Here is a 25,858-nt window from a genome sequence, read left to right on the forward strand (position 1 = left end):
CGCCCCGGGCCCCACCCGGACGGCCGGTGGGCCGGCGGACCGGACGGGCACCGCCCGGTGTGCGCCGCTGCTGCATCACACCCCTCCCCCGGAGCCTCGCCGTCTCAGGCGGAACGGTAGCGCGGGAAGGCACCCACCCCGGCGTACCGCGCCGCGTCGCCCAGCTCCTCCTCGATGCGCAGGAGCTGGTTGTACTTGGCCACCCGGTCCGAGCGGGCCGGCGCGCCGGTCTTGATCTGGCCGCAGCCGGTGGCCACCGCCAGGTCGGCGATCGTGGTGTCCTCGGTCTCGCCGGACCGGTGGCTCATCATGCACCGGAACCCGGCCCGGTGCGCCAGGTCGACCGCGTCCAGGGTCTCGGTCAGCGAGCCGATCTGGTTCACCTTCACCAGGACGGCGTTGGCGGCACCCTCCGCGACGCCCCGGGCAATCCGCTGCGGGTTGGTGACGAACAGGTCGTCGCCGACGACCTGGATCCGGGCGCCGACCGAGGCGGTCAGGCCCTGCCAGCCGCTCCAGTCGTCCTCGGCGAGCGGGTCCTCGATCGACACGATCGGGTAGTCGTCGGCGAGCTTCATGTAGTACGCGCTCATCTCGTCGGCGGTCTTCGCCGTGCCCTCGAAGGTGTAGGTGCCGTCGGCGAAGAACTCCGTGGCGGCCACGTCGAGGGCGAAGACGATGTCGGTGCCGACCCGGTAGCCGGCCTTCTCGACGGCCTCGGCGATCAGGTCCAGCGCCGCCGCGTTGGTCGGCAGGTCGGGGGCGAAACCGCCCTCGTCGCCGAGCCCGGTGGAGAGGCCCTTCTTCTTCAGCACCGACTTCAGCGCGTGGTACACCTCGGCGCCGGAACGCAGCGCCTCCCGGAAGGTCGGCGCGCCGATCGGAGCGATCATGAACTCCTGCACGTCGACGTTGGTGTCGGCGTGCGCCCCACCGTTGAGGATGTTCATCATCGGCACCGGCAGCAGGTGGGCGTTGGGCCCGCCCAGGTACCGGAAGAGGCTCAGGTCGGCGCTGCTGGCGGCGGCCTTCGCCACGGCCAGGGAGACGCCCAGGACGGCGTTCGCGCCCAGCTCGCCCTTGTTGTCGCTGCCGTCGATGTCCAGCATCCGCTGGTCGATCAGCCGCTGCTCGCTGGCCTCGTACCCGATGAGCTGGTCGACGATCCGGTCCTCGATGTTCTGGACCGCCTTCTCGACACCCTTGCCCAGGTAGCGGTCGGTGTCACCGTCGCGCAGCTCGACCGCCTCGAAGGCGCCCGTGGAGGCGCCGGACGGCACCGCGGCGCGGGCGATCGTGCCATCGTCGAGCCCGACCTCGACCTCGACAGTCGGGTTGCCACGGGAGTCGAGAATCTCCCGGGCGACGATTGCTTCGATGGTTGCCACTGTCGCTCCTCGTTCCTGTGGTACCGGCGCGGTTCCGCCGCGCCGGGTATGCGCCGGAGGTGGGCTGATGAACGCAGCGTATCGGGCGCCGCTGAACGCTCCGGCGACACCCGGTACCCGTCGGCGAGGACGGACATTCCCGAATTCTCGTGGCCCAACCGGGCAACCAGTTTGCGCCTGGTGGACCTGATCGACAAGGCTGGGCGCCATGCCCGCCGCCACGACTACTCTCCGTGTGCTCGCCATCTCGGTCACCGCGTTGCTCACCGTCACCGGCTGCCAGACACTCGACGACGCCGGCCGCGTACTCGGGCGCTCCGACCTCGTCAACGACGTCGCCGCCCGGATGGACCAGGCGATGGAACTGACCTACACGGCCGAGTACCGGCTCGCCGGGGGCGAGGCCGCCTCGATCGCCCAGGAGCAGAAGCCGGCCCGCTCCGCGTACACGTACCCGGGTGGGAAGCTCACCGTCACCAAGGAGGCGACCACCGAGTGCGAGACCGCCGAGGGCCGGCCGGTCTGCACGGTCGCCGCGCCCCCGACCACCGGCAAGCCGACGGTGGCGGTCTTCACCGAGGCCAAGCGACGCGGCCTGGTCACCCCGCCGGTCGTGGTCGGGCTGCTCACCGCCGCCGCCCTGGAGCCGGCCGCGGTCATCGAGCAGAGCGACACCACCCTCGCCGGCCACCACGCCACCTGCGTGGCCGTCTCCCAGGTGCCCGACCCGTTCAGCGCCTGCGTCACCAGCGCCGGGGTGCTCGGCAGCTTCAGCGGCGCGGTGGACGGCACGACCGTCGAGCTGGCCCTGACCCGGTACACCACCACGGTCGACCAGGCCGCGTTCGAGGTGCCGGCCGGGGCGGGCGTGGTGGACCGCCGCCCGGCGGATTCGTGACCGGTCCCCGTCCCGACCCCGCGACCCACACTGCGGCCGATCCCGCGCCCGGCACTGCGGCCGACCTTACGGCCGACGCCGGGACCGGTGCCGGGACGGGCACCGGGGGCGGCCGGTTCGGGACGGGGCGGTTCGTGCCGGGTGCCGGATGCCCCGGGTCACCGGCGCCGGAGCACCCGGCCGTGGTGATGGCCGGCCGTGAGTTCCTGACCGGCCCGGCGGGTGAGATCCCCCGGGTGGCCGGGCTCCCCGCCGACACCGCCTGGCTGCCGCTGGGCACCCTCGACGGCGTACCGGTCTGGGGTACGGCGGTGGCGTCCACCGAGGGCCTCCCCGGTCGCTGGCTCGACTGGCGGGCGTACGCCGCCGAGGTGCCCGAGCCGCTGGCCGCGCTCGCCGGGCGGGCCCTGCAGGTCGTCACCTGGCGGGCGGCGCACACGTACTGCGGGTCCTGCCGCACCGAACTGACCGACGTACCCGGGGAGGCGGCCCGCCGCTGCCCCGACTGCGACCGGTACCTGCCGATGCAGCTCTCCCCCGCCGTGGTGGCGGCGGTCGTCCGACCCGGCGTGGCCGGGGCGGTGGCCGACCTGCTGCTGGTCCGGCACGCGTACGGGCCGACCCGGGTGTGGGCCCTGGTCGCCGGGTACGTCGAGGTCGGCGAGTCGCTGGAGGCGGCGGTACGCCGGGAGGTCGCCGAGGAGGTCGGGCTGGACGTCGGCGAGCCGGTCTACTTCGGCAGCCAGCCGTGGGCGATGTCCGGGCCGGGCGTGACCCTCGCCGGGTTCACCGTCCCCGTCACCGACCCCGCCGCCGAGCCGGTCGTGGACGGCCGGGAGCTGGTCGAGGCCCGCTGGTTCCCGCTGGACGCCCTGCCGGAGGCGTTGCCACCGGCGTACTCGATCTCCCGCTGGCTGATCGACGCCACGGTTACCCGCGCCGCCCGCCCGTCCTGACCCCCGCGCCACCCGCCCGTCCTGACGCCCCGCCCTCGCTCGCCCGGACGCCCGCGCCGCTCGCTGCCGGGGCCCGTCGCGCCGGGCCGAGGTGTTAACAGGGGGCCCTTCCTCTACCGAAAGCGTTAAGAGGGGGCCCTTCCTTACACCCCCAGGAGGGTGCGGAGGTGGCGGGGTGGGGGGCAGTCGTGGGCCAGCATCTCGTCGTGCCACTGCCGCACCGACACCCCGTCCGGACGGGACCGGGCGATCTCCGCCATCTCGGTGTAGCCGACGAAGTAGGTGGAGAGCTGGGTGGAGGTGAGCAGCGACCGGCGCCACTTGCCGACCGCCTCCCCCTCCTCCTGGAAGCCGCGCCCGGTCATCAGCGCCATCGCCTCCGACTCGGGCAGCCCGTCGCAGTGCACGAGCTGGTCGAGCAGGGCGTTGATGGTCATCCGGAGCTGCATCTTCAACTGCTGGAGCCGGACCGGCAGGCCGCCGAAGCCGCGCTCGACCATGACCTCCTCGGCGTGCACCGCCCAGCCCTCGACGAAGACGCCGGAACGGGTGACCGCACGGACCCGGGTCGGGCCGGCGTACCGGCGGGCGTGGGCGAGCTGGAGGAAGTGGCCGGGCATCGCCTCGTGCACGGTCAGGTTCCGGATCATGTGGTCGTTGTACTCGCGGTAGAACGACTCGACCCGGCTCGCCGGCCACCCGGCCGGGGTGGGCGAGATGCAGTAGAAGGTAGGGATTCGCGCCGTCTCCAGCGGGCCGGGCGCGTCGCAGTACGCCACCGCGACGCCCCGGGCGAAGTCGGGCATCTCCTGGATCACGCACCGGTCGTCGACCAGGCTGACCAGGTCGTGGGCCCGGACGAAGTCGGTCGTCTCGTCCATGGTGACCGAGGCCAGCTCGACGACGGTGTGGTCGTCGGGGTGCTCGGCGGCGAGCAGGTCCAGCGCCCGACGGACCGTCTCGTCGTCGGCCGGCCCGCCGACCAGCTCCACCGCCGCCGCGCGGATCTCCTCGGTGACCCGGTCCAGGTTCGCCCACGCCCGGCGTTGTATCTCCGCCGCGCCCAGTTCGGTGTCGAGGGTGTGCCAGAGCCGAGCCTCCCAGCGCCGCCGCCCCAGCCGGGGGTCCCGCCCCGGGCCGGCGTCGGCGGCCAGCCCGATCCGCAGCCAGGCCACGAACTCCTCCAGCGCGGCGATCGCGGCGGTGGCGGCGGGCTCGACCCGGTCGTGCAGCGCGGGCACCTCGGCGAGCAGCCCCGGCACCTCGTCGCGGATCAGCGCCGCCGTGCCGGTGAACTGCCCGACCGCCGTCTCGGCGTGGATCCGGGGCAGCTCACCCAGGGTGGCCCGCGCGGTCGCCAGGGCGTCGGGTACGGCGGCCAGCCGGCCGGCGAGGGCGGTCAGCCGCACCTCGGCCGGCGCGTACGGGCGGGCGAGCAGGGCGTGCAGGAGCGGGCCCGGGTTGTGCGCCAGCGGGTCCCACTCGTGGGCCCGGATCTCGGTGGACTCGAACAGCTCCCGGTCGACCAGCGCGGTGAGCAGCGCGTGGTCGACCTGCTCGGTGACGTCGAGGGCGTCCGGGTCCAGTTCGGAGAGCGCGTGGGAGGCGTCGGTGAGCATCGCCCGGTCGGCGGCGACCGCGTCGACCCCGAGGTCCGGCAGCCGGTCGTCGTACCGGTGGTCCCCGGCCAACGTGGCGAGGCCGGGCCGGCTCTCCAGCAGCGCGTCGACGATCCGTTCCGCGAGGGGCACGAACGACTCCATGTCCCGGCACCCTACCGCCCACTCACCCCCGGGGGTGGGGGTGAGTGGGTCAGCGGGTGGAGTGTTCGGCGGCGCGGACGCGGTCGGCGTACGCCAGGGTGGCGCGGCGCAGGGCGGCCTCGGGGTCGAGGCCGGCCTCGCGGGCGGCGGTGACCGTGGCCAGCAGGTCGGCGCCGAGGCGGTCCTCCGGCCCGGTCTGCGCGTCGGCCGGTGGCGGCGGCACGGCCAGGCCGACCCGGCCGGCCCGGTCCAGGATCTTCGCGGCCAGGGCCAGGGCGGGCTGGCTCAGGGCGATGCCGTCCAGCACCGAGGCGCGGGACTTCTCCGCCTGCTTGATCTTCTCCCAGCTCGCCTCGATCTCCTCCAGGGTGCCGGCCTCGGCCCCGGAGAAGACGTGCGGGTTGCGCCGGACCATCTTGTCCACCAGGGTCCCGGCCACGTCGTCCACGCTCCACCGGGCGCCCTCGGGCAGGTCCTCGGCGAGGCGGGCGTGCAGCAGCACCTGGAGCAGCACGTCGCCCAGTTCCTCGCGGAGCGCGTCGGTGTCGTCGGCGCTGATCGCGTCGTACGCCTCGTAGCACTCCTCCAGCAGGAACCCGGCGAGGCTGCGGTGGGTCTGCGCCCGCTTCCACGGGTCACCGCCGGGCGAGGCGAGCCGGTCCATCACCTCGACCGCGTCGAGCAGCCGGGCCCCGGGCGGGTCCCAGGAGCCGTACATCAGCTCCAGCTCGGCCAGGCCGGGCTCCCGGGCCAGCCGCAGGCCCAGCTCCCGGGCCAGGGACTCGTCCCCGGCCGGGCCGGCCAGCCAGACCACCGTGCCGTGCGCGGTCACCGCGTCGAGCAGCGCCCGGGTCGCCCCGGCCTCGACCACGGTGACCTCGCCGCCCGCCGCGCGCACGGCCGTGGCCAGCGCGCTCTCCGCGCCGGTCAGCACCGGGTTGCCGCGTACCACGTCCCAGGCGGACGCGGTCAGCAGACCGGCCGGGAGCCGGGGCGAGGTGACCAGCAGGACGATGCGTCGGGTCACCCTCAGTGCCCGTGACCGTCGTCGGGGGTGTGCTCCTCGGCGGCCGGCCTGGGGCTGGAGATGTCGGTCACCGGGCCGGTCCGGTCGATGTACGGCAGCGAGTAGAAGACCAGCGACTGGCCGGTGCTGACCACCGACGGGACGCCGACCGGGCGGTAGCGCGGGTTGATCGTCGTGCCGGCCCGCTCGGCCTCCTCGGTGAGGGCGGCGCTGAGCGCGCTGGCCTGGCGGACGAAGGCGCCCTGGCCGAACGCCTGGCGCACCTCGGCCACCGACAGCCCGGCCTGGATCGCGCCGGTCTTCTCGATCGCCTTGTACACCGCCATCACCGAGGCGTCGCTCAGCTCGGCCGGCGGCAGCGCGGCGCTGAGCGAGCCGGAGATGTTCAGCCACTCGCTCCACAGCCGGGCGTACTCGGCGGTCGGCGGCATCCGCAGCTGCGCCGCGAGCTGGTCCGGGGTGATCTCGTTGGCCACCTGCACGTTCTGCGCCTCGGCCACCCGCTTGCCCAGCTCGATGCTGACCAGCAGGTCGATGACGTCCTGCCGGGTGAGGTCCGCCCGGAGCTGCTCGGGCGCCGGGGTCACCCCGGTCTCCTCGCCCTGCTGGCGGATCACCGCGCTGTACTTGGTCTGGGCGTCGTCGAAGACCTCGTCCACCCGGTCGACGGAGTACCGGGTGTCACCGACGTACGCGGCGACGTCCGGCGAGGCATTGCCGCACCCGGCGACGGACAGGACACCGATGGCCGCGACGCTGGCAGCGGCGATGAGACGACGAACACGCATGCGCATCACTCTCTCACATCCCGGAAGGGGTCCTTTCCCAGCCAGGGGGTCATGTCCGGGCCCCGGCCGGGGTGGGGGCGCCGAGCACGTCGGCGAGGAGTTGGCCGCACCACTCCAGCAGGGCCTGGTCGCGCAGCGGCTCCCCGCCGACCCGGCGGGTGCTCGGGCGCGGCACGCTGACCTGGTCGGTGGCCTGCTTGTAGACCGAGTCCGGGTGGTACCGCTTGAGCCGCAACTGCTTCGAGTCGGGCAGCGGCAGCGGGCTGAACCGCAGGTGCTTGCCCTGCATGCTGACGTCGGTGAGGCCGTACCGGCGGGCCAGCAGCCGGAACCGGGCCACCGCGACCAGGTTCTGCACCGGGGCGGGCGGCTCGCCGTACCGGTCGGTCATCTCGGCGACCACCTCGCGCAGCCGGTCGTCGTCGCGGGCCTCGGCGAGCTTGCGGTACATCTCCAGGCGCAGCCGCTCCACCCCGACGTAGTCGTGCGGCAGGTGCGCGTCGATCGGAAGGTCGATCTTGACATCGATTTCCTCCTCGGGGCGCTCGCCCTTGAACGCCTGCACCGCCTCGCCGACCATCCGGACGTACAGGTCGAAGCCGACGCCCTCGATGTGCCCGGACTGCTCCCCGCCGAGCAGGTTGCCGGCGCCCCGGATCTCCAGGTCCTTCATCGCCACGTACATGCCGGCGCCGAGTTCGGTGTGCTGGGCGATGGTGGCCAGCCGCTCGTGGGCGTGCTCGGTGAGCGGCTTCTCCGGCGGGTACAGGAAGTACGCGTACGCCCGCTCCCGGCCCCGGCCGACCCGGCCCCGGATCTGGTGCAACTGGGCCAGGCCGAGCAGGTCGGCCCGCTCCACGATCAGGGTGTTGGCGTTCGGGATGTCGATGCCGGACTCCACGATCGTGGTGCAGACCAGGACGTCGAACTCCTTCTCCCAGAAGCCGACCATCACCTTCTCCAGGGCCTCCTCGCCCATCTGGCCGTGCGCCACCGCGACCCGGGCCTCGGGCACCAGCTCCCGCAGCCGCCGGGCCGCCCGGTCGATCGACTCGACCCGGTTGTGCAGGTAGAACACCTGGCCGTCGCGGAGCAGCTCCCGGTGCACGGCGGCGGCCACCTGCCGCTCGTCGTACGCCCCGACGGAGGTCAGCACCGGGTGCCGCTCCTCCGGCGGGGTGGCGATGGTGGACATCTCCCGGATGCCGGTGATCGCCATCTCCAGCGTGCGGGGGATCGGGGTGGCCGACATGGCGAGCACGTCGACGGAGGCGCGCAGGGTCTTCAGGTGTTCCTTGTGCTCGACGCCGAAGCGCTGCTCCTCGTCGATGATCACCAGGCCGAGGGACTTGAACCGGGTCGCCGCCGCCAGCAGCCGGTGGGTGCCGATGACGATGTCCACGGTGCCGTCGGCGACCATCTCCATGGTCCGCTCGGCCTCCTTCGGCGTCTGGAACCGGGAGAGCTGCCGGACGGTCACCGGGAACTGGCTCATCCGCTCGGCGAACGTGTTGTAGTGCTGCTGCACCAGCAGGGTGGTGGGCACCAGCACCGCCACCTGCTTGCCGTCCTGCACCGCCTTGAAGGCCGCCCGGACCGCGATCTCGGTCTTGCCGTACCCGACGTCGCCGCAGATCAGGCGGTCCATCGGGACGGTCTGCTCCATGTCCCGCTTGACCTCCTCGATCGCGGCGAGCTGGTCGGGGGTCTCCTGCCAGGGGAAGGCGTCCTCCAGCTCCCGCTGCCACGGGGTGTCCGGGGCGAAGGAGTGCCCCTTGGAGGCCTTGCGGGCGGCGTAGAGCTGGATGAGCTGGGCGGCGATCTCCCGGACCGCCTTGCGGGCCCGCGCCTTGGACTTCTGCCAGTCCGCGCCGCCCATCTTGTGCAGCGTCGGCTGCTCCCCGCCGACGTACCGGGAGAGCTGGTCGAGCTGGTCGGTGGGGACGAAGAGCCGGTCGCCGGGCTGGCCGCGCTTGCTGGCGGCGTACTCGATGACCAGGTACTCCCGGCTCGCGCCGTTGACCGTGCGCTGCACCAGCTCGACGTAGCGCCCGATGCCGTGCTGCTCGTGCACGACGAAGTCGCCGGCCCGCAGCTCCAGCGGGTCGATGGTGTTGCGCCGCCGGCTGGGCATCTTGCGCATGTCCCGGGTCGAGGTGCCCCGCCCGCCGGTGATGTCGTCGGAGGTGAGCAGCGCGAACCGGGACGCCTCGTCGACGAAGCCCTGGCGCAGCGAGCCGCAGGTGACCAGCAGCTCGCCGGGGGCGGGGGCGGCCGGCACCCGCTCGACCAGGCGGGCGCCGAGGCCGGCGTCGCGGAGCACCTCGACGGCCCGCTGGGCGGGACCGTGCCCCTCGAAGACCAGCGCGATCGACCAGCCCTCGCCGGCCCAGCGCTTCAGGTCGTCGACCAGGCGCGGGGCCTCCCCGTGGTAGAGCGGGGCGGGCTGGGCGGCGAGAGCGACGGCGATCGCGTCGTCCGGGGTGACGTCGGTGACGTCGGGCTCGTCCTCCCAGGGCTGCCGGACCGGGGCGGCCTCCCCGTCCACCAGCCCGAACGGCGACAACGTCCACCAGGGCTGACGCAGCGTCGCGGCGGTGGCGCGGACCTCCGCCAGGGTCTTGAAGGCGGCGGCGCCGAGGTCCACCGGGGCCTGGCCGCCGACGGCGGCGGCGGCCCAGCTCGCCTGGAGGAACTCGTCCGAGGTACGGACCAGGTCGTGCGCCCGGGTCCGGATCCGCTCGGGGTCGCACAGCAGCACGTGGGTACCGGCCGGCATGGTGTCCAGCAGCAGCTCCAGCGAGTCGGCGCCGACCAGGGCCGGGGCCAGCGACTCCATCCCCTCGACCGGGATGCCCTCGGCCAGCTTGTCGCAGATCTCGGCCAGCTCCGGGTGCCGAGACGCCAGGTCGGCGGCGCGCTGGCGGACCGCCGGGGTGAGCAGCAACTCCCGGCAGGGCGGGGCCCACAGCCCCGGTACCGCCTCGATGGTGCGCTGGTCGGCGACGGCGAAGGTGCGGATCTCCTCCACCTCGTCGCCCCAGAACTCGACCCGGGACGGGTGCTCGTCGGTCGGCGGGAAGACGTCCAGGATGCCGCCGCGTACCGCGAACTCGCCCCGCTTGGTGACCAGGTCGACCCGGGCGTACGCCAGGTCGGTCAACCGGCGGGCGACCGCCTCCAGGTCGGCCTCCGCCCCGGCGGCGAGCTGCACCGGCACCAGGTCGCCGAGCCCCTTGAGCTGCGGTTGCAGCAGCGACCGCACCGGTGCCACCACCACCCGCAGCGGGCCGGTCCGGCCACGTGCGTCGGCGGCGTCCGGGTGGGCCAGCCGGCGCAGCACGGCCAGCCGCCGGCCGACCGTGTCCGAGCGCGGCGAGAGCCGCTCGTGCGGCAGCGTCTCCCAGGACGGGAAGACCGCCACCTGCTCGGCCGGGAGCAGGCAGCCCAACGCGGCGGCCAGGTCGTCGGCCTCCCGGCTGGTCGCGGTCACCGCGAGCACCGGCCGCCCGGCCCCACCAGCCCCGCTGGTCCCACCGGCCCCGCTGGTCGCACCGGTTCCGGCGGCGTCGGCGGCGACGACGGCCGCCGCGAACGGGCGCAGCGCCGCGGGTGCGGTCACGTCGAGCCCGTCGGCCTGTGCCGCCCCGGAGCGGGCCAGGTCACGGACCCGGGCCAGGGCCGGGTCACCGAGGGCGGCGGCGAGCAGTCCGGCGAGCGTCGTCATAGCCTCTTCCAGGAGATTCGGTGCGGACAGGCGCCGGTGACCGGGGGCGTCCCACCCGCCCCGGCACACGACGAAGGCCCCGCGTCCGCGACGGACCAGGGGTACCTCCGCCAGGGTATCTCCGCTGCCGAGATCTGTGCGAACACGCCGTGACGCGCGCCTCGTACCCTGATCTTCCCCTGTCCGACCAGCAGTTGGAGCATCTCCGGTGAGCTACCCCCCGCCCGGCCCCCCGTCACCCGGCCAGCCGCCGCAGCACCCGTACGGCCACCAGCAGCCCGGCCACCCGCCCCAGTACGGCACACCGCAGCCCGGGTACCCGGGTCAGCCCGGCCAGCCGCAGCCCGGGTACGGGGCACCGCCGCCGTCGGCCTATCCGCCGCCCCCGGCGACACCGGTGACCAAGCGGATCCCGGAGGACCAGCCGTTCGTGGTCCGTCCCAGTGTCGCGAAACGGGGCGGGGTCATGGGCGGCGTCATGCTGGCGCTGCTCACCCCGATCGTCTGCTGCGCCGGCCTCGGCATCACGCAGGGCAGTGACGGCAGTCCCGTCCTCCCCGTGCTCGGCATGCTCGGCTGCCTGTTGCTCCTGATCGCCCTGCCGCTGGGCTTCCAGCTCTGGCTGATCGCCTCCGGCGGCCCGATCCTGGCGCTCAGTCCGGCCGGGGTGTGGATCCGCAGCCGGCCGACCCGGGGCCAGGCGGTCTGGCTGCCGTGGGAGGCCGTCGCGCAGGTCTCCCGCCGCCGGTGGAGCCTGGAGAAGATGCTGGTCGTCCAGCCCCACGATCCCCGGATGGTGCAGAACCTGGGCGTCTTCACCGCGCTGGACAGCGGCCTGCTCAGCGCCTTCTACGGCTCCGGCCTGGTGGCCACCCTCAACTTCGCGGACAAGCCGGAGGCCGAGATCATGGCCGCCGTCGCCCACTACAGCGCCGGCCGCTGCCCCATCACCTGACCCTGCCACCGCCGCGATTCGGCGTGTCGGGGCCAGAAGCGATACCGCGTTGGCGAGGCATACCCCCCAGGAATAAATATACCTGGGGGGTATGCGGCTCGCATGCAGTACCTCGCCCGGCCGCCCCAGCCGGAACGGGGCGGGTGGGCGGGGCGGGGGTGGACGGGGGTGGGGTGGTGGGTGACGATGCCACGGTGACTGAGGAGCGGGTGCGGGGCCACGGGGTCGTCGAGCAGTGGCGGGCGCGGTTCGACGCGGAGGTCTCCTTCGCCAACGGGGGCGGGTTGCGGACCGAGGGCTTCCGGCTGGACATCCCCGGGCCGGGGATCGACGACGCCGAGCTGGCCGCGCTCTTCGTCCGGCACCTCGGGCTGCTGATGGTGGCCGAGGTACGGATCACCAACGCGACCGTCATCCAAGAGGCGCACAAGGGCGGCCGGGGTGTCGCCCCCGACGGCGGGACGGGCCGACGGTACGTGGAGCTGAGTCACGTCGTCCGGGACGGGATGACCACCCTGCTGGACTGGCCGGCGCCCCGGATCACCGACTGGCTGTCCCGGGAGGACTCGCGCAGTCGGTACGCCCCCGGCACGGAGTTCCACGTCGGACGGATCGACATGATCGCCAACACCGGCACCTATCTGGACACCCCGGCGCACCGGTACGCCGACGGGTCGGACCTGTCGGGTGTCGGGCTGGAGCGGCTCGCCGACCTGCCCGGGGTGGTGGTGCGGGTTCCCGCCGGCACCCGGGCGGTCGACCGGTTGATGCTCGCCCCGTACGAGGTGGCCGGTCGGGCGGTGCTGCTGCACACCGGCTGGGACGTCCACTTCGGCACCGAGGGGTACTCCGCGCCGGAGGCGCCGTACCTGACCGGGGAGGGGGCCCGGTGGCTGGTCGAGGCGGGGGCCGCACTGGTCGGGATCGACGCGGTCAACATCGACGACATGCGGCCGGCCGCGCCCGGCACCCGTCCCGCGCACAGCACGCTACTGGCGGCCGGAGTGCCCATCGTGGAGCACCTGACGGGGCTGGCGGCGCTTCCTCCGGAGGGTTTTCGGTTCACAGCCGCCCCGCCGATGGTCGCCGGCATGGGCACCTTCCCGGTCCGCGCCTTCGCGGTCGTGTCCTCCTGAGCAGGCGTAACGACCCCCGTAGCGGGCTCAGTGGACAGTCCTGCCACAAGACCTCAGTAGCCGGAACTCGTCACTTTCGTTCTCCCGGATAAAAGTCTCGCCCGCCTCGTCGAAAGATATGGACAGCTCGATGGCAAGTCCGTTAGGGTCACGGCACACAGTTGTTTCACAGAGGTAACCGGCGGCGCGGTTATCTCACGGGACGTGGCAACGGGGCGAGCCTCACGCCTACGGCCACGGTCGCTCCGACGGCGTGGTAACCCCGCTTCGGAGCCACGACAGTCGCATTCGATCCGGCGCGACGGCACGCGCCATGCCCCCGGACCACCCGACTCAACCCGCCCTCCGGCGCGGTAAGCCGCACGCGGCCTCCGCCCGCCACCGCCAACCGTTCCGCCTCACACCACCGCCTCGCCTCACACCACCACCCTCGCCTCACACCGTTCGGTTTCGCCTCAGCGAGCCGGCCCACCTTCCGGTGCCGCGTGGCCCTCGTCGCCACCCGGCCGCCTGAGCGTGGGTCAGGCCGGGCTGCCGCGCGCCCATCACCCTTTCCGCCATCCGGCATGCCGGTGGAACCAGCCATTGGCATGCCCGACAAGTCTGACAAGGACCTTGATGAAAGGTATGCCGGACATGCCATTCCGCTCGCTCGGGCACGGCACCAGACGCCGCCAGCCCCGTCCCCCGACACCGTCCGCCAGCCGGCTCCGACGCCCGCTCGCCGCGCTCACCCTGGTCGCCACCCTGCTGGTCACCTCCGCGCTGAACGCCGTACCGGTGGGTGCCCGCGAGAGCACCGAGAAACAGCAGCAGCAGGAGCAGGTGCTCACCTGGACGGCGGGCAACGACGTCACCACCTACACGACCGCGCCCACCACGGCGGTGGCCGGCCCGGCGACGCTGGTCTTCGAGAACAGCGCCGCGACCGGCAACACCAGCGGCATGCAGCACACGCTGACCTTCGAGACCGGTGACCCGAGGTACAACCAGGACGTCGACGTCAACATCCTGGCCGACCCCTTCGACGCCAACGGCGGCCGGTGGACGGTGGACGTCGTCCTCACCCCCGGCACGTACCGCTACTTCTGCGCGATCCCCGGGCACGGCCTGATGGCCGGCCTGCTGGTGGTCACCGGCGACGACGAGGAGGACACCACCCCGCCGACGGTGAACGCCGCCCTCGCCGGCCAGCAGAACAGCTCCGGGGCGTACGTCGGCGCGGCCACGGTCACCCTGACCGCCAGCGACGCCGAGTCCGGTGTGGAGAGCATCGAGTACTCCCTCGACGGGGAGTCGTACTCGGCCTACACGGGTCCGCTGACCATCAGCGAGCCGGGTGAGTACACCGTCACCTACCGGGCCACCGACGTCGCCGGCAACACCTCGGCGACGCGGACGGTGGACTTCACCGTGGTGGCGCCCCCGGACCCGGACACCACGGCCCCCACCGTCAACGCGAGCCTCAGTGGCGAGCGGGACGGTGACGGCGCGTACGTCGGTGCGGCCACCGTCACCATCACCGCCTCGGACACCGAGTCCGGCGTGGCCACCATCGAGTACTCGCTCGACAGCCAGCCCTTCACCACCTACACCAGCCCGTTCGCGGTGAACCGGCCGGGCCAGCACACCCTCAGCTACCGGGCCACCGACAACGCCGGCAACACCTCGACGGCCGGGTCGCTCACCTTCACCGTGGTCATGGGGAGCTCCAACCCGGACTGCCCGGTGCTGGACACCCGGCCGACGGTCTGGTTCGGCACCACGAACAGCGGCCTGCCCAACCGGCCGGTGGGTAGCGGCTGCACGATCAACAACCTGATGCAGAGCGAGCGCATCTGGCTCAACCACAACGAGTTCATGACCCACGTCCGGGCGACCGTCGGGCACCTGATGCACCTCGGCGTGATCAACCGGGACGAGCGCCAGGCCCTCATCGACTCCGCCCGCGCCTCCAACGTCGGCAAGTCCGACGAGCAGACCGGCTACCGGTCGCTGCTGAGCCGTTCGGGCGCGTCGTTCGACCAGTGGGAGCACGTCGGGGCGGGCGGCTTCACCCGCAACGCCGACGGGTCGATCACCAGCAAGCCGGTCGCCGGCCTGGGCATGCTCTGGTTCCCGATCCGGACCTACGGCGACTTCTCGCTGAAGTTGCAGTGGCGCGACGACGCCCCCGGCGACGGCCGGGCCAACAGCGGCGTCTTCGTCCGGTTCCCCGGCGTGCACCAGCACCCGCAGGAGTCCCGGCCCGAGTGGGTGGCGATCAAGTACGGCCACGAGATCCAGATCCTCGACCGCACCGACGGTGACCAGTACAAGACCGGCTCGGTCTACGGCTTCGACCAGATCAACCTCGACGGGGCCGGCGTCACGCCGAAGGGCACCTGGAACGACTACGAGATCCGGGTGGTCGGGCAGCACTACTCGATCTTCCGCAACGGCGTGCTGATCAACGAGTTCGTCAACGACCCCGGAACGGTCTTCACCCCGCCCCGCTCGGACGACCCGGGCGGCGCCGGCCGGCAGAACGCCCAGGGCTACATCGGCCTGCAGGTGCACGGGGCCGACGACATCGTGAGCTTCCGCAACATCAGGGCGGCGACCCTGACCCCGTAACCCCCTCCGCCATTCCCACCACCCGTCAGCCGTGGCCGGCAGGGCCGCCGGCCACGGCTGACCGCAACGATTGGAACCACCGTGGAACGTGACGACCTTCCCGACAGCCAACCCGAACCCAAGAAACCGCCCAGAACCGCCGGCCTGCGGACCCTGCTGGCGGTGGCCGTGGCGACGATCACCCTGGGCAGCGCGGGCACCGCGCTCGCCGTGCAGTCCGGGTACTTCGCCGAGAAGCCGGACGGCTGCGTCGCGCCGGACCGCACCGTCCAGCTCTACGCGGTGGAGCTGCCCCGGGACCCGTCGACCAACCAGATCCGGCTCGGCTACGGGCTGACCCCCGAGACCGCGTCGTACCCGGGGCCGACGATGGAGATGATGGAGGGTGAGTGCCTGGCCCTCACCCTGCACAACCAGGTGCCGGAGGCGACCCTGGCGGCGCTGCGGACCGACCCGAACCACCCGCTCGGGGTGTCGCTGCACGTGCACGGGGTCAAGTACACCCAGAAGTCGGACGGCACCGTGCACAACCCCGGCTCGTACGTCGCACCGGGCCAGTCCCGCACGTACACCTGGTTCGCCAAGCCCCGCAACAGCAAGACCGGCTCGCCGGGCACCGCCGGGTACTGGTGGTACCACGACCACGTGGTCGGCGGCACCCACGGCACCCAGGGCCTCAACGCCGGGCTCTTCGGCGGGCTCGTGGTACGCCGACAGGGCGATCCCCGGCCGGACCGCACCTACGTCAGCTTCTTCGGCGACCGGCAAAGCATCAACCTGCGGCGCGGCGCGGAGGTCGACACCTGCGACCCGGTGAACCCGGTCCCCGGCCCGACCTGCCTGGTCGCCAAGGTCGGCGAGAAGGTCGAGTTCATCGTGGTCGGCATCGGCAACGACATGCACACCTTCCACCTGCACGGACACGCCTGGGCGGACACCCGCACCGGCCTGGTGGTGGGTGACAACAAGGCGCTTGTCGACTCGATCCCGGTGATCGACAACAAGACCCTCGGGCCCGGTGACTCCTTCGGCTTCACGGTCGTCGCCGGCGACGCGGTCGGCCCGGGACACTGGATGCTGCACTGCCACATGCAGTTCCACTCCGACCTGGGCATGGCGACGAGCCTGCACATCCTCGACGAGAACGGGCAGATGCCGCCGCACAACGGGCACGGCCCCGCGCACGTGCACGGGCCGGCCGCCGGGTCGGGCGCCCCTGCGGGTGCCGCGAACGCACCGGCCGGAAACACCGTCGCCGGGGCGGCCGACCACACCGCGCACCAGCCCGCCGGTTCCTGACCTGCCACCACCCCCACCCGTCCACAGAAGGAGCTGAAATGGCCCAAAAACGCCATTTCCGACTAGCCCGACTGACCTCGTCGTCCCGGCGCGCGCTCGCCGTGACCTCCGCCGCCGTCCTGACCGCCGGCCTGCTCGCCGTGAACCCGACCACGGCCGAGCCGGCCAGCGCGGCACCCCCCACCTGGGGCGCCCGCGTGGTCAACGTCCTGGTCTTCCACGGCCCCGCCGCCGACCAGGACGACCCGGTGAACCGGGCCACCAACATCATCAAGAAGCTCGGTAGCGACAACGGCTTCTACGTCCACTCCTCCGACGACCCGGGCGTCTTCACCGCCGACAACCTGGCCAAGTACCGCAGCGTCGTCTTCCTCTCCGCCGACGGCGTGACGCTCGACGACAGCCAGGAGGCGGCGTTCCAGGCGTACATCAAGGGCGGCGGCGGCTTCGTCGGCGTCCACGACGCGGCCTACGCCCAGCCCGGCTCGGAGTGGTTCACCGGCCTGATCGGCACCCGGCCGGCGCCCAGCCTGCCGGCCGCCGAGAAGGTGGTGGAGGCGACCGCCAACGGCAACAACCCGCCGAACGAGACCGCCACGCACGCCTTCGACGGCACCACCAGCACCAAGTGGCTGGTCCGGACCACCACCGGCTGGCTGGCCGGCAAGCTGGCCGAGCCGACGGTGGTCAACCGGTACGCCCTCTCCTCGGCCAACGACTCGCCGAGCCGGGACCCAAGGGACTGGACCCTGCAGGGCTCCAACGACGGGCAGACCTGGACCGACCTGGACCGGCGCACCGGGGAGAGCTTCCCCCAGCGTTTCCAGACCAAGCAGTACTCGTTCGACAACAGCACGGCGTACCTGCACTACCGGCTGAACGTCACCGCCAACAGCGGCGACACGATGATCCAGCTCTCCGAGCTGTGGCTGATCGGCAACGACGCTCCCCCGGCGCCGGAGACGAAGGTGCAGGAGGCCGTGGTCCAGGTGACCGACCGGCAGCACCCGGCCACCGAGGGCCTGCCGCTGACCTGGACCCGCTCCGACCAGTGGATCAACTGGGACCCGAGCCCGGTCGGCCGGGTGCACACCATCGCCCAGGTCGACGAGACCAGCTACGACGCCGGGCTCGCCGGCAACGGCCCCTTCCACCCGATCTCCTGGTGCCGGGACTACGACGGCGGCCGGTCCTTCTACACCGGGATGGGCCGCACCGAGGACAGCTGGACCAAGGACACCCAGTTCCGCAACCACCTGCTCGGCGCGCTCCAGTGGACCGCCGGCACGGTCCGGGGCGACTGCCAGGCGACCATCGCGTCCAACTACCGGGTGGAGCGGCTCACCACCGCCAACGCCTCCGGGCAGCTCGACCAGATCGGTGAGCCGCACGGGCTGACCATCGCCGGTGACGGTTCGGTCTTCTACATCGGCAAGGCGGCCTGCCCATCCGGCCCGATCGCCGACTGGAACAACCCCAACGTGGGCCTCGGCTGCGGCACGATCCACCGGTGGGACCCGGAGACCAAGCAGGTCAAGCTCCTCACCACCCTGCCGGTGATGGGGAACCGGGGCAGCGGCAGCGAACTGGTGAAGAACGAGGAGGGCCTGATCGGCATCACCCTCGACCCGAAGTTCGCCGAGAACGGCTGGGTCTACGCGTTCTGGATGCCGCACGAGTCCATCGACCGGGAGCGGCGGGTCGGCAAGCGGACCGTGTCCCGGTTCACCTACGACAAGCAGGCCGACAGCATCGACCAGGGCACCCGCAAGGACCTGCTGAGCTGGGAGACCCAGATCCACAGCTGCTGCCACGCCGGTGGCGGGATGGCCTTCGACAACGAGGGCAACCTCTACATCGGCAGCGGGGACGCCAACTCCTCCGGCGGCTCCAACGGCTACTCCGGCAACAACTGGACCCAGGAGTACGCGGGCATCTCCTTCCAGGACGCCCGCCGTACCTCCGGCAACACCAACAGCTACAACGGCAAGATCCTGCGGATCCACCCGGAGGACGACGGCACCTACACGATCCCGGAGGGGAACCTCTTCACCGGGCAGGAGGAGGGCGGCGGCAAGACCCTCCCCGAGATCTACGTGATGGGGGTCCGGAACATCTCCCGGCTGAACTGGGACCCGGTCAACAACTGGCTGACCGCGGCCTGGGTCGGCCCGGACGCCGCCGCGCCGAGCCCGGAGCTGGGCCCGGCGAAGTACGAGCACGCCACCATCATCACCTCCGCCGGTAACCAGGGCTGGCCGTACTGCATGGGCAACAACCAGCCCTACCGGGACCGCAGCAACACCGACGCCAACGTGCTGACCGGCTGGTACGACTGCGACAACCTCAAGAACACCTCGCCGCGCAACACCGGTCTGGTGGACATTCCGCCGTCCCGCCCCAGCATGATCTGGTACTCCCCGCAGGGCGGCGGCCCGGTCTACCCGACCCGGACCGACGGCAGCGGGCTCCCCTCGTACGTGCTCGGTGAGGAGACCTTCACCCGGCCGTGGCTGCGCGGTGGCGGGCAGGCCGTGATGGACGGCCCGACGTACCACCGGTCGAAGGTCGACACCAACAGCGGGGTCGCCTGGCCGGCGCACTGGGACAACAAGTGGTTCATCGGTGACCAGTCGAACTCGAACAACCGGGTGGCGGTCACGGTCGACCCGGCCAACGTGCCCGACCAGGGTGCCCCGGCCTTCGCCGAGGACCTGCGGGCGATCATCCCGGGCGGCAGCGGGGGCACCCAGCTCCAGTCCTGGATGGACGCGAAGTTCGGCCCGGACGGCGCGCTCTACATGCTCGACTACGCGGGCGGCTTCTTCAGCCTGCACGGCAACCAGAAGCTGATCCGGATCGTCTACACCGGCGGCGAGCCCACCCCGGGTCCGAGTCACGCCTCCGCGCAGGTGACCGCCAGCAGCAACTACCGGACGGTCTCCTTCTCCAGTGCGAAGGTCGGCGGCATCGCCTGGGAGTGGGACTTCGGTGACGGCACCAAGGGCTCGACCCAGCCGCACCCGACCCACACGTACCGCACCCACGGCACGTACCAGGCGACGGTGAAGGTGAAGTACGCCGACGGCACGACCGCCACCAGCACCATCGAGGTCAGCACCGGCTGTGTCGCCCCGGACACCCGGAGCACGGTCTGGCTGCTCGACACCGACACCGGGCTGCCCAACCGGCAGGCCAACGGCGGCTGCACGATCAACGACCTGATCGACGACGAGCGCAGCTGGCCGAACCAGGGGTCCTTCCTGGCCCACCTGGACGAGACGCTGGACCACCTGCTCAAGACCCGCGTGATCAACAACGAGGAGGTGACCGCGCTGCGGGCCGCCGGGGTCGCCTCCCCGATCGGCCGGGTCCCCGGTTACCAGCCCATCTTCGACGGCACGGCGTACTCGTTGGCGGACTGGCGGCAGGCCCCCGGTGGGTCGTTCGCGCTGAACCCCGACGGCACCATCCGCAGCATCGGCGGCATGGGCATGCTCTGGTACGCCGGTCAGGAGCTGGCCGACTACTCGATCAAGCTCAAGTTCCGGGACTCCTCGCCGGGCACGACCCGGGCCAACAGCGGCGTCTTCGTCCGGTTCCCGGACCCCCGGACGCCGCTGGAGGACCGGCCCGAGGGCAGTTGCTCCACCCTGGGCTCGGCCCGCACCTCGCAGGCCTGGGTGGCGATCATGTGCGGCCACGAGATCCAGCTCTACGACGGAGCGACCGGTGAGACCCAGAAGACCGGCTCGGTCTACAACTTCCAGCCGCTGACCCTGGACCGGGCGGGAGCCACCCCCAAGGGCCAGTGGAACGACTACGAGATCCGGGTGGTCGGGCAGCAGTACACGATCATCCGCAACGGGGTCACCCTCAACGTGTTCGACAACGTCCCGGGCAAGCAGTCCTCCCGGGCCGGGGACCCCCCGACCGACCTGCGTCAGTTCACCAGCGGGTTCGTCGGGTTGCAGAACCACGGCAACAGTGACGTGATGGACTTCCGGGACATCCGGGTCCGCGCGCTCTGACCGACGGCCGCGCGGCGGTACGGGACTCCTCCCGTGCCGCCGCGCGGTGCTGTGCGCCCCCGACCAGGTGACCGTGCGGCCGGAAGGTCACCAGGGCGACGGCACGGGGTGTGTTTGATCACGTGCGCCCGCCACGGGGCCGCCCGACCCCACCCCACCCCTCCGGCGCACCCCTTCCCACCTGCGTGAACACGCCTCGTCACGACGTCGACACCGGTCCCGGCGGCGGGCCGGGAAGCCGCTCCGGGCAGAGACGAAAAGACAGGGCCCCTCCTGTCCGCAGGGGTCGCGCGGATACGATCAGGGGGAGTCGGACAGCGCTGTCCTTCGTACTCCCGGGAGGAGCGCACCGTGACCGACCAGCACGACCACGACGGGCCCGACGCCGCCCTGCGGGCGGACATCCGGCGACTCGGCACCCTGCTCGGGCAGACCCTCGCCCGGCAGGAGGGCCGCCCGCTGCTCGACCTGGTCGAGGAGATCCGCGCCCAGGTCCGCAGCGACGCCCCGGCCGCCGCCCAGCGCCTCGGCGGGCTCGACGTCACCACCGGCACCAAGCTGGCCCGCGCCTTCTCCACCTACTTCCACCTGGCCAACATCACCGAGCAGGTGCACCGGGCCCGGGACCTGCAACGCCGCCGGGCCGTCCACGGCGGGTGGCTGGACCAGGCGGCCAAGATGATCGCCGAGCGCGGGGTGCCGGCCGAGGAGATCGCGGCGGCGGCCCGCCGGCTCGCGGTCCGGCCGGTCTTCACCGCCCACCCCACCGAGGCGGCCCGCCGGTCGATCCTGTCCAAGCTGCGCGCGGTCGCCGACGAGCTGGACGCCGAGACCACCAACGCGATCCTCTACGGCGCCAGCGACGAGGGCCCGGCCAACCGCCGCCTCGCCGAGCTGCTGGACCTGATGTGGCAGACCGACGAGCTGCGGCTGGACCGGCCGGACCCGACCGACGAGGCCCGCAACGCCATCTACTACCTGCGTGACCTGTACGCCGAGGCCGCCCCGCAGGTCCTCGACGACCTGGCCGACACGCTGCGCACCCTCGGGGTGGAGACCTCCCCGACGGCCCGCCCGCTGACCTTCGGCACCTGGATCGGCGGCGACCGGGACGGCAACCCGTTCGTCACCCCGCTGGTCACCCGCGAGGTGCTGACCATCCAGCACGAGCACGGCATCGCCGCCACCGAGGCGGCCATGGAGGAGCTGATCAACGAGGTCTCCGTCTCCCGCCGGCTGCGCGGGGTGTCGCTGGACCTCTCCGCCAGCCTCGCCGCCGACCTGGACGCGCTGCCCGAGGTGGCGCCCCGGTTCCGCCGGGTCAACGCCGAGGAGCCGTACCGGCTCAAGGCCCGGTGCGTGAAGGCGAAGCTCGCCAACACCCGGGCGCGGCTGCGCCAGGCCACCCCGCACGTGCCCGGCCGGGACTACCGGGGCAGCGCCGAGCTGATCGCCGACCTGGAGCTGCTGCGCGCCTCGCTGGCCCGCAACGCCGGTCAGCTCACCGCCGTCGGCCGGCTCGCCTCGACCATCCGGACCGTCTCCGCGTTCGGGCTGCACCTGGCGACCCTGGACGTCCGCGAGCACGCCGAGGCCCACCACGCGGTGCTGGCGCAGCTCTACGCGGCCGTCGGCGAGGTCTCCGACTACCCCGCGCTGACCCGGCTGGAGCGGACCAAGCTCCTCGCCGACGAGCTGGCCGGCCGGCGTCCGCTCTCCGCCCTGGACACCCCGCTGACCGAGGGCGCCCGCAAGACCTTCGACGTCTTCGGCACCATCCGGGAGGCACAGGACCGGTTCGGCACCGAGGTCATCGAGTCGTACATCATCTCGATGACGCTCGGCGTCGACGACGTGCTCGCCGCGGTGGTGCTGGCCCGCGAGGCCGGCCTGGTGGACGTGCACAGCGGGCGGGCCCGGATCGGGTTCGTGCCGCTGCTGGAGACCCCGGCCGAGCTGAACGCCGGTGGCGAACTCCTCGACGAGCTGCTCTCCCTGCCCGCGTACCGGGCGCTGGTGGCGGCCCGGGGCGACGTGCAGGAGGTGATGCTGGGCTACTCCGACTCCAACAAGGAGGCCGGCATCACCACCAGCCAGTGGTCCATCCACCGGGCCCAGCGGGCGCTGCGGGACGTGGCCGCCCGGCACGGCGTGCACCTGCGGCTCTTCCACGGCCGGGGCGGCACCGTCGGGCGCGGTGGCGGGCCGACCCACGAGGCGATCCTGGCCCAGCCGTACGGCACCCTGGACGGCGCGATCAAGGTCACCGAGCAGGGCGAGGTCATCTCCGACAAGTACACCCTGCCGGCGCTGGCCCGGGAGAACCTGGAGCTGACCGTCGCGGCGGTGCTCCAGGCGACCCTGCTGCACACCGCGCCCCGGCAGCCGGCCGAGATGCTGGAGCGCTGGGACGCGGCGATGGACGTGGTCTCCGAGTCCGCGTACCGCCGGTACCGGTCGCTGGTGGAGGACCCGGACCTGCCGGCGTACTTCTGGGCGTCCACCCCGACGGAGCTGCTCGGCGCGCTGAACATCGGCTCCCGGCCGGCGAAGCGGCCGAACACCGGGGCCGGCCTGGCCGGGCTGCGGGCCATCCCGTGGGTGTTCGGCTGGACCCAGACCCGGCAGATCGTCCCCGGCTGGTTCGGGGTCGGCACCGGCCTGGCCGCCGCCCGGGAGGCCGGCCTGTCGGACGTCCTCGCCGAGATGCACCGCAACTGGCACTTCTTCCGGACGTTCCTGTCGAACGTCGAGATGATGCTGACCAAGACCGACCTGACCATCGCCCGCCGGTACGTCGAGACGCTGGTGCCGAAGAAGCTGCACCCGATCTTCGCCAAGATCGAGGAGGAGTACGAGCTGACCCGGCAGGAGGTGCTGGCGGTGACCAGCTCCCCGGACCTGCTGGACGGCTCCCCGGTGCTCCAGCGCACCCTCGCCGTCCGGGACACCTACCTGGAGCCGCTGCACCACCTCCAGGTGGCGCTGCTGCGGCAGTACCGCGACTCCGGCGCCGCCGGGCGGGCCGTGGTCACCGCGCCGGGCGGCCGACGGGCCCCGAGCGACGGTACGGCCCTGGAGCGGGCCCTGCTCACCACCGTCAACGGCATCGCGGCCGGGATGCGCAACACCGGCTGAGCCACCGGGTACGGACCGAAGCCCCCTGCTGCCGCCGGTGCAGCAGGGGGCTTCGGCGTGCCGGGACGTCCGTACGGAGTCAAGAACCTGACTTCGCGTCGAACCATTCACGTTGCACCATGTCTGGACGGGCCCACCCTGAGCATGGCGCGTCAGGAGCCGGGCACGGCGCACGAGAAGACGCGACGACGTGTTCGCGCCCCCGCAGCCCCGCAGGAGGCGACCCCGTGAAGGCCATCGTCCAGGACACCTACGGCCCGGCAGACGTGCTCCACCTGCGCGACGTCGACCGGCCGACCATCGGCGACGAGGAGGTGCTCGTCCGGGTCCGCGCGGCCGGGGTCGACCCCGGGGTGTGGATCTTCATGGTCGGCCGCCCCTACCTGGTCCGTCTCGCGAGCGGGCTGCGCCGCCCCCGGGTGGCGGTACGCGGCCGGGACCTCGCCGGGGTGGTGGCCGAGGTCGGCGCCCGGGTGACCCGGTTCCAGCCGGGCGACGAGGTGTACGGCACCTCTCCGGGCGGTTCGTACGCCGAGTTCGCCGCCACCACACCGGACCGGCTCGCCCGCAAGCCGGCCAACCTGTCGTTCGAGCAGGCCGCCGCGGTGCCGGTCTCCGGCATGGCGGCCCTGCGCGCGGTCCGCGACAGCGGTGCCGTCCGCCCGGGGCAGAGGGTGCTGGTGATCGGCGCGGCGGGTGGCGTCGGCTCCCAGGCCGTACAGATCGCCAAGGCGTACGGCGCGACGGTGACCGGGGTCTGCGCCCCGGCGAAGACCGGGTTCGTCCGTTCCCTCGGCGCCGACGACGTCCTCGACTACACCCGGGCGGAGATCGACCGCGACGGCGCGGTGTACGACGTCGTCATCGACACCGGCGGTGACCGCCCGCTGTCGCTGCTGCGGCGCGCGCTCACGCCCCGTGGCACGCTGGCGCTGGTCGGCGGCGGGTACACCAGGGGTCGGCTACTCGGCGGCTACGGCCGGCAGATGTTCCGCGCGCCGCTGCTGTCGCTGGTCGTCGGCCAGCGGCTGCGCACCGTGAGCGCGGTGGAACGCGCCGAGGATCTCGACGAACTGCGGGACCTGATCGAGTCCGGCGCGCTCACCCCGGCCGTCGACCGCAGCTACCCCCTCGCGGAGGCACCGGAGGCCCTCCGGTACTTCACGCGGGGGCACCTCGCGGGGAAGGTCGTGCTGACCGTCTGACCGTCCGACCGGCTGACCGGCTGGCCGGCTGGCCGGCTGGCGGTCTGGCCGGCGCGGGCCGGGACGGCTCAGAAGTCCCCGCCGAAGTCCCCACCGAAGTCGCCGCCACCGAAGCCACCGAAGTCGCCCCCGCCGAAGTCACCGCCGCCGAAGTCACCACCCATGTCGCCGCCGGCGTCACCCATGTCCCCCATGTCGCCGGCCTCGCCGAGGCCGTCCTGGTACCCGGCGGCGTAACCCGGGTCGCCGAAGCTCGGCGAGAAGAGGGCGTCCGCGATCAACATGCCGCCGAGCACACCGGCACCGGCCCCGAGGGCCGTCTTCCACCACGGGGTCGAGTACCACCCGGCCGGGACCGGCCGGCCCTGCATCCGCCCACCCGGGTAGTAGTACGGGGTGTCCCGGCCGGGCTGCGGGCCCGCCTTGAAGGTCTGCCCCTGGACGTTGACCTCGCGCTCCTTGGTGAGCGCCCCCGCGCCCTGCGCGGCGGCCAACTGCGGCAGCTCGGGCCCCGGGTCGATGCCAAGCGCCGTGCGGGCCGCCCGGACGTACGCCAGCCCCTCCAGGGCGGTCTCCCGGGCCAGCCGGAACTGCTGGGCCGTGCGGGCCTGCTCCAACTGGCTGCCGGCCGCGTTGTACCGCTCACCGGCGTCGACCAGGGCCTGACGGACCGCCGGCTCGTCGCCGTGCAGGTTCATCACCTGGCCGCCCAGCCGTTCGTACCACCGCTGGGCGTCGGCGCGGACGTCGGCCAGTTCGCGGGCCTGCCGCGCGGCCTGCTCCCGCCGCCACCACACGAACGCGCCCCCGAGGAGGGCCACCAGCACGACCACCAGCAGAAATTCCATACTTCGACGGTACCCGGGCCCGGCCACAACCACCTGTGCCGCCGGTCGCCGGTGATCAACCTCGCCCACCGCCAGCCGCCTGT

At 72.7% G+C, this 25,858-nt stretch carries 15 protein-coding genes; 9 read left to right on the top strand and 6 right to left on the bottom strand.

Translation table 11 applies throughout. From position 1 onward, the window contains the following. Positions 1-104: 104 nt before the first annotated feature. On the bottom strand, positions 105-1,388 hold the full coding sequence (eno, locus tag AWW66_RS11715; protein ID WP_067364165.1) for a phosphopyruvate hydratase: 1,284 nt from the start codon (positions 1,386-1,388) through the stop codon (positions 105-107). 208 nt (positions 1,389-1,596) lie between these two features. On the opposite strand from eno, the gene AWW66_RS11720 reads away from it, so the two are divergent. After that, the gene (locus AWW66_RS11720) at positions 1,597-2,286 is read left to right on the top strand and encodes a hypothetical protein (RefSeq protein ID WP_067364168.1); all 690 of its coding nucleotides are present in this window, start codon (positions 1,597-1,599) and stop codon (positions 2,284-2,286) included. A gap of 188 nt (positions 2,287-2,474) precedes the next feature. Further along, a complete protein-coding gene (locus AWW66_RS11725; protein WP_083978411.1) occupies positions 2,475-3,242 on the top strand; it encodes an NAD(+) diphosphatase in 768 nt (255 codons plus the stop codon). Positions 3,243-3,385: 143 nt separating this feature from the next. Here the strand turns inward: AWW66_RS11725 and AWW66_RS11730 are convergent, their stop codons facing one another. From AWW66_RS11730 to mfd, 4 genes are read right to left on the bottom strand one after another with little or no spacing between them, the layout of a single operon-like run. Beyond that, positions 3,386-5,005, bottom strand: coding sequence for a DUF885 domain-containing protein (locus AWW66_RS11730; RefSeq protein ID WP_067364173.1), 1,620 nt, complete (start codon positions 5,003-5,005; stop codon positions 3,386-3,388). A gap of 49 nt (positions 5,006-5,054) precedes the next feature. After that, positions 5,055-6,032, bottom strand: coding sequence for a nucleoside triphosphate pyrophosphohydrolase (locus AWW66_RS11735; protein WP_067364175.1), 978 nt, complete (start codon positions 6,030-6,032; stop codon positions 5,055-5,057). A 2-nt stretch (positions 6,033-6,034) separates the two neighbouring features. After that, entirely contained in the window at positions 6,035-6,820 is a 786-nt protein-coding gene (locus tag AWW66_RS11740) for a hypothetical protein (RefSeq protein ID WP_067364176.1), read from the bottom strand. A gap of 49 nt (positions 6,821-6,869) precedes the next feature. Further along, on the bottom strand, positions 6,870-10,547 hold the full coding sequence (mfd, locus tag AWW66_RS11745; RefSeq protein WP_067364179.1) for a transcription-repair coupling factor: 3,678 nt from the start codon (positions 10,545-10,547) through the stop codon (positions 6,870-6,872). A 208-nt stretch (positions 10,548-10,755) separates the two neighbouring features. Between mfd and AWW66_RS11750 the strand changes: the two genes are divergently transcribed. From AWW66_RS11750 to AWW66_RS11780, 7 genes are all read left to right on the top strand, one after another. After that, the gene (locus AWW66_RS11750) at positions 10,756-11,502 is read left to right on the top strand and encodes a hypothetical protein (protein ID WP_157527395.1); all 747 of its coding nucleotides are present in this window, start codon (positions 10,756-10,758) and stop codon (positions 11,500-11,502) included. Positions 11,503-11,696: 194 nt separating this feature from the next. Continuing rightward, positions 11,697-12,638 carry a cyclase family protein gene (locus tag AWW66_RS11755; RefSeq protein ID WP_245648185.1) on the top strand — a complete coding sequence of 314 codons (942 nt, stop codon included), beginning with the start codon at positions 11,697-11,699 and terminating at the stop codon, positions 12,636-12,638. Between the two features lie 627 nt (positions 12,639-13,265). After that, entirely contained in the window at positions 13,266-15,254 is a 1,989-nt protein-coding gene (locus tag AWW66_RS11760; RefSeq protein WP_396890512.1) for an OmpL47-type beta-barrel domain-containing protein, read from the top strand. Positions 15,255-15,335: 81 nt separating this feature from the next. After that, complete coding sequence (locus tag AWW66_RS11765) at positions 15,336-16,553, top strand: multicopper oxidase domain-containing protein (RefSeq protein ID WP_067364185.1); 1,218 nt, start codon at positions 15,336-15,338, stop codon at positions 16,551-16,553. A gap of 38 nt (positions 16,554-16,591) precedes the next feature. After that, positions 16,592-20,584: a ThuA domain-containing protein gene (locus AWW66_RS11770; protein WP_067364187.1), complete on the top strand. Its 3,993-nt coding sequence runs from the start codon at positions 16,592-16,594 to the stop codon at positions 20,582-20,584. Between the two features lie 351 nt (positions 20,585-20,935). Next, positions 20,936-23,722, top strand: coding sequence for a phosphoenolpyruvate carboxylase (gene ppc / locus AWW66_RS11775; RefSeq protein ID WP_067364190.1), 2,787 nt, complete (start codon positions 20,936-20,938; stop codon positions 23,720-23,722). Between the two features lie 227 nt (positions 23,723-23,949). Then, on the top strand, positions 23,950-24,927 hold the full coding sequence (locus tag AWW66_RS11780) for an NAD(P)-dependent alcohol dehydrogenase (protein ID WP_067364191.1): 978 nt from the start codon (positions 23,950-23,952) through the stop codon (positions 24,925-24,927). A gap of 68 nt (positions 24,928-24,995) precedes the next feature. Here AWW66_RS11780 and AWW66_RS11785 read toward each other — a convergent pair whose 3' ends face one another. Further along, a complete protein-coding gene (locus tag AWW66_RS11785; RefSeq protein ID WP_067364194.1) occupies positions 24,996-25,775 on the bottom strand; it encodes a hypothetical protein in 780 nt (259 codons plus the stop codon). Between the last annotated feature and the right edge of the window lie 83 nt (positions 25,776-25,858).

The organism is Micromonospora rosaria, from assembly GCF_001567585.1.
Classification (GTDB): Bacteria; Actinomycetota; Actinomycetes; order Mycobacteriales; family Micromonosporaceae; genus Micromonospora; species Micromonospora rosaria.

Bases quoted from the DNA above. Each gene is read 5' to 3' on its own strand.
- AWW66_RS11720 (WP_067364168.1), top strand. From the start codon at position 1,597: ATGCCCGCCGCCACGACTACTCTCCGTGTGCTCGCCATCTCGGTCACC.
- AWW66_RS11725 (WP_083978411.1), top strand. From the start codon at position 2,475: ATGGCCGGCCGTGAGTTCCTGACCGGCCCGGCGGGTGAGATCCCCCGG.
- AWW66_RS11740 (WP_067364176.1), bottom strand. From the start codon at position 6,820: ATGCGTGTTCGTCGTCTCATCGCCGCTGCCAGCGTCGCGGCCATCGGT.
- AWW66_RS11760 (WP_396890512.1), top strand. From the start codon at position 13,266: ATGCCGGACATGCCATTCCGCTCGCTCGGGCACGGCACCAGACGCCGC.
- AWW66_RS11785 (WP_067364194.1), bottom strand. From the start codon at position 25,775: ATGGAATTTCTGCTGGTGGTCGTGCTGGTGGCCCTCCTCGGGGGCGCG.
- mfd (WP_067364179.1), bottom strand. From the start codon at position 10,547: ATGACGACGCTCGCCGGACTGCTCGCCGCCGCCCTCGGTGACCCGGCC.
- AWW66_RS11770 (WP_067364187.1), top strand. From the start codon at position 16,592: ATGGCCCAAAAACGCCATTTCCGACTAGCCCGACTGACCTCGTCGTCC.
- AWW66_RS11730 (WP_067364173.1), bottom strand. From the start codon at position 5,005: ATGGAGTCGTTCGTGCCCCTCGCGGAACGGATCGTCGACGCGCTGCTG.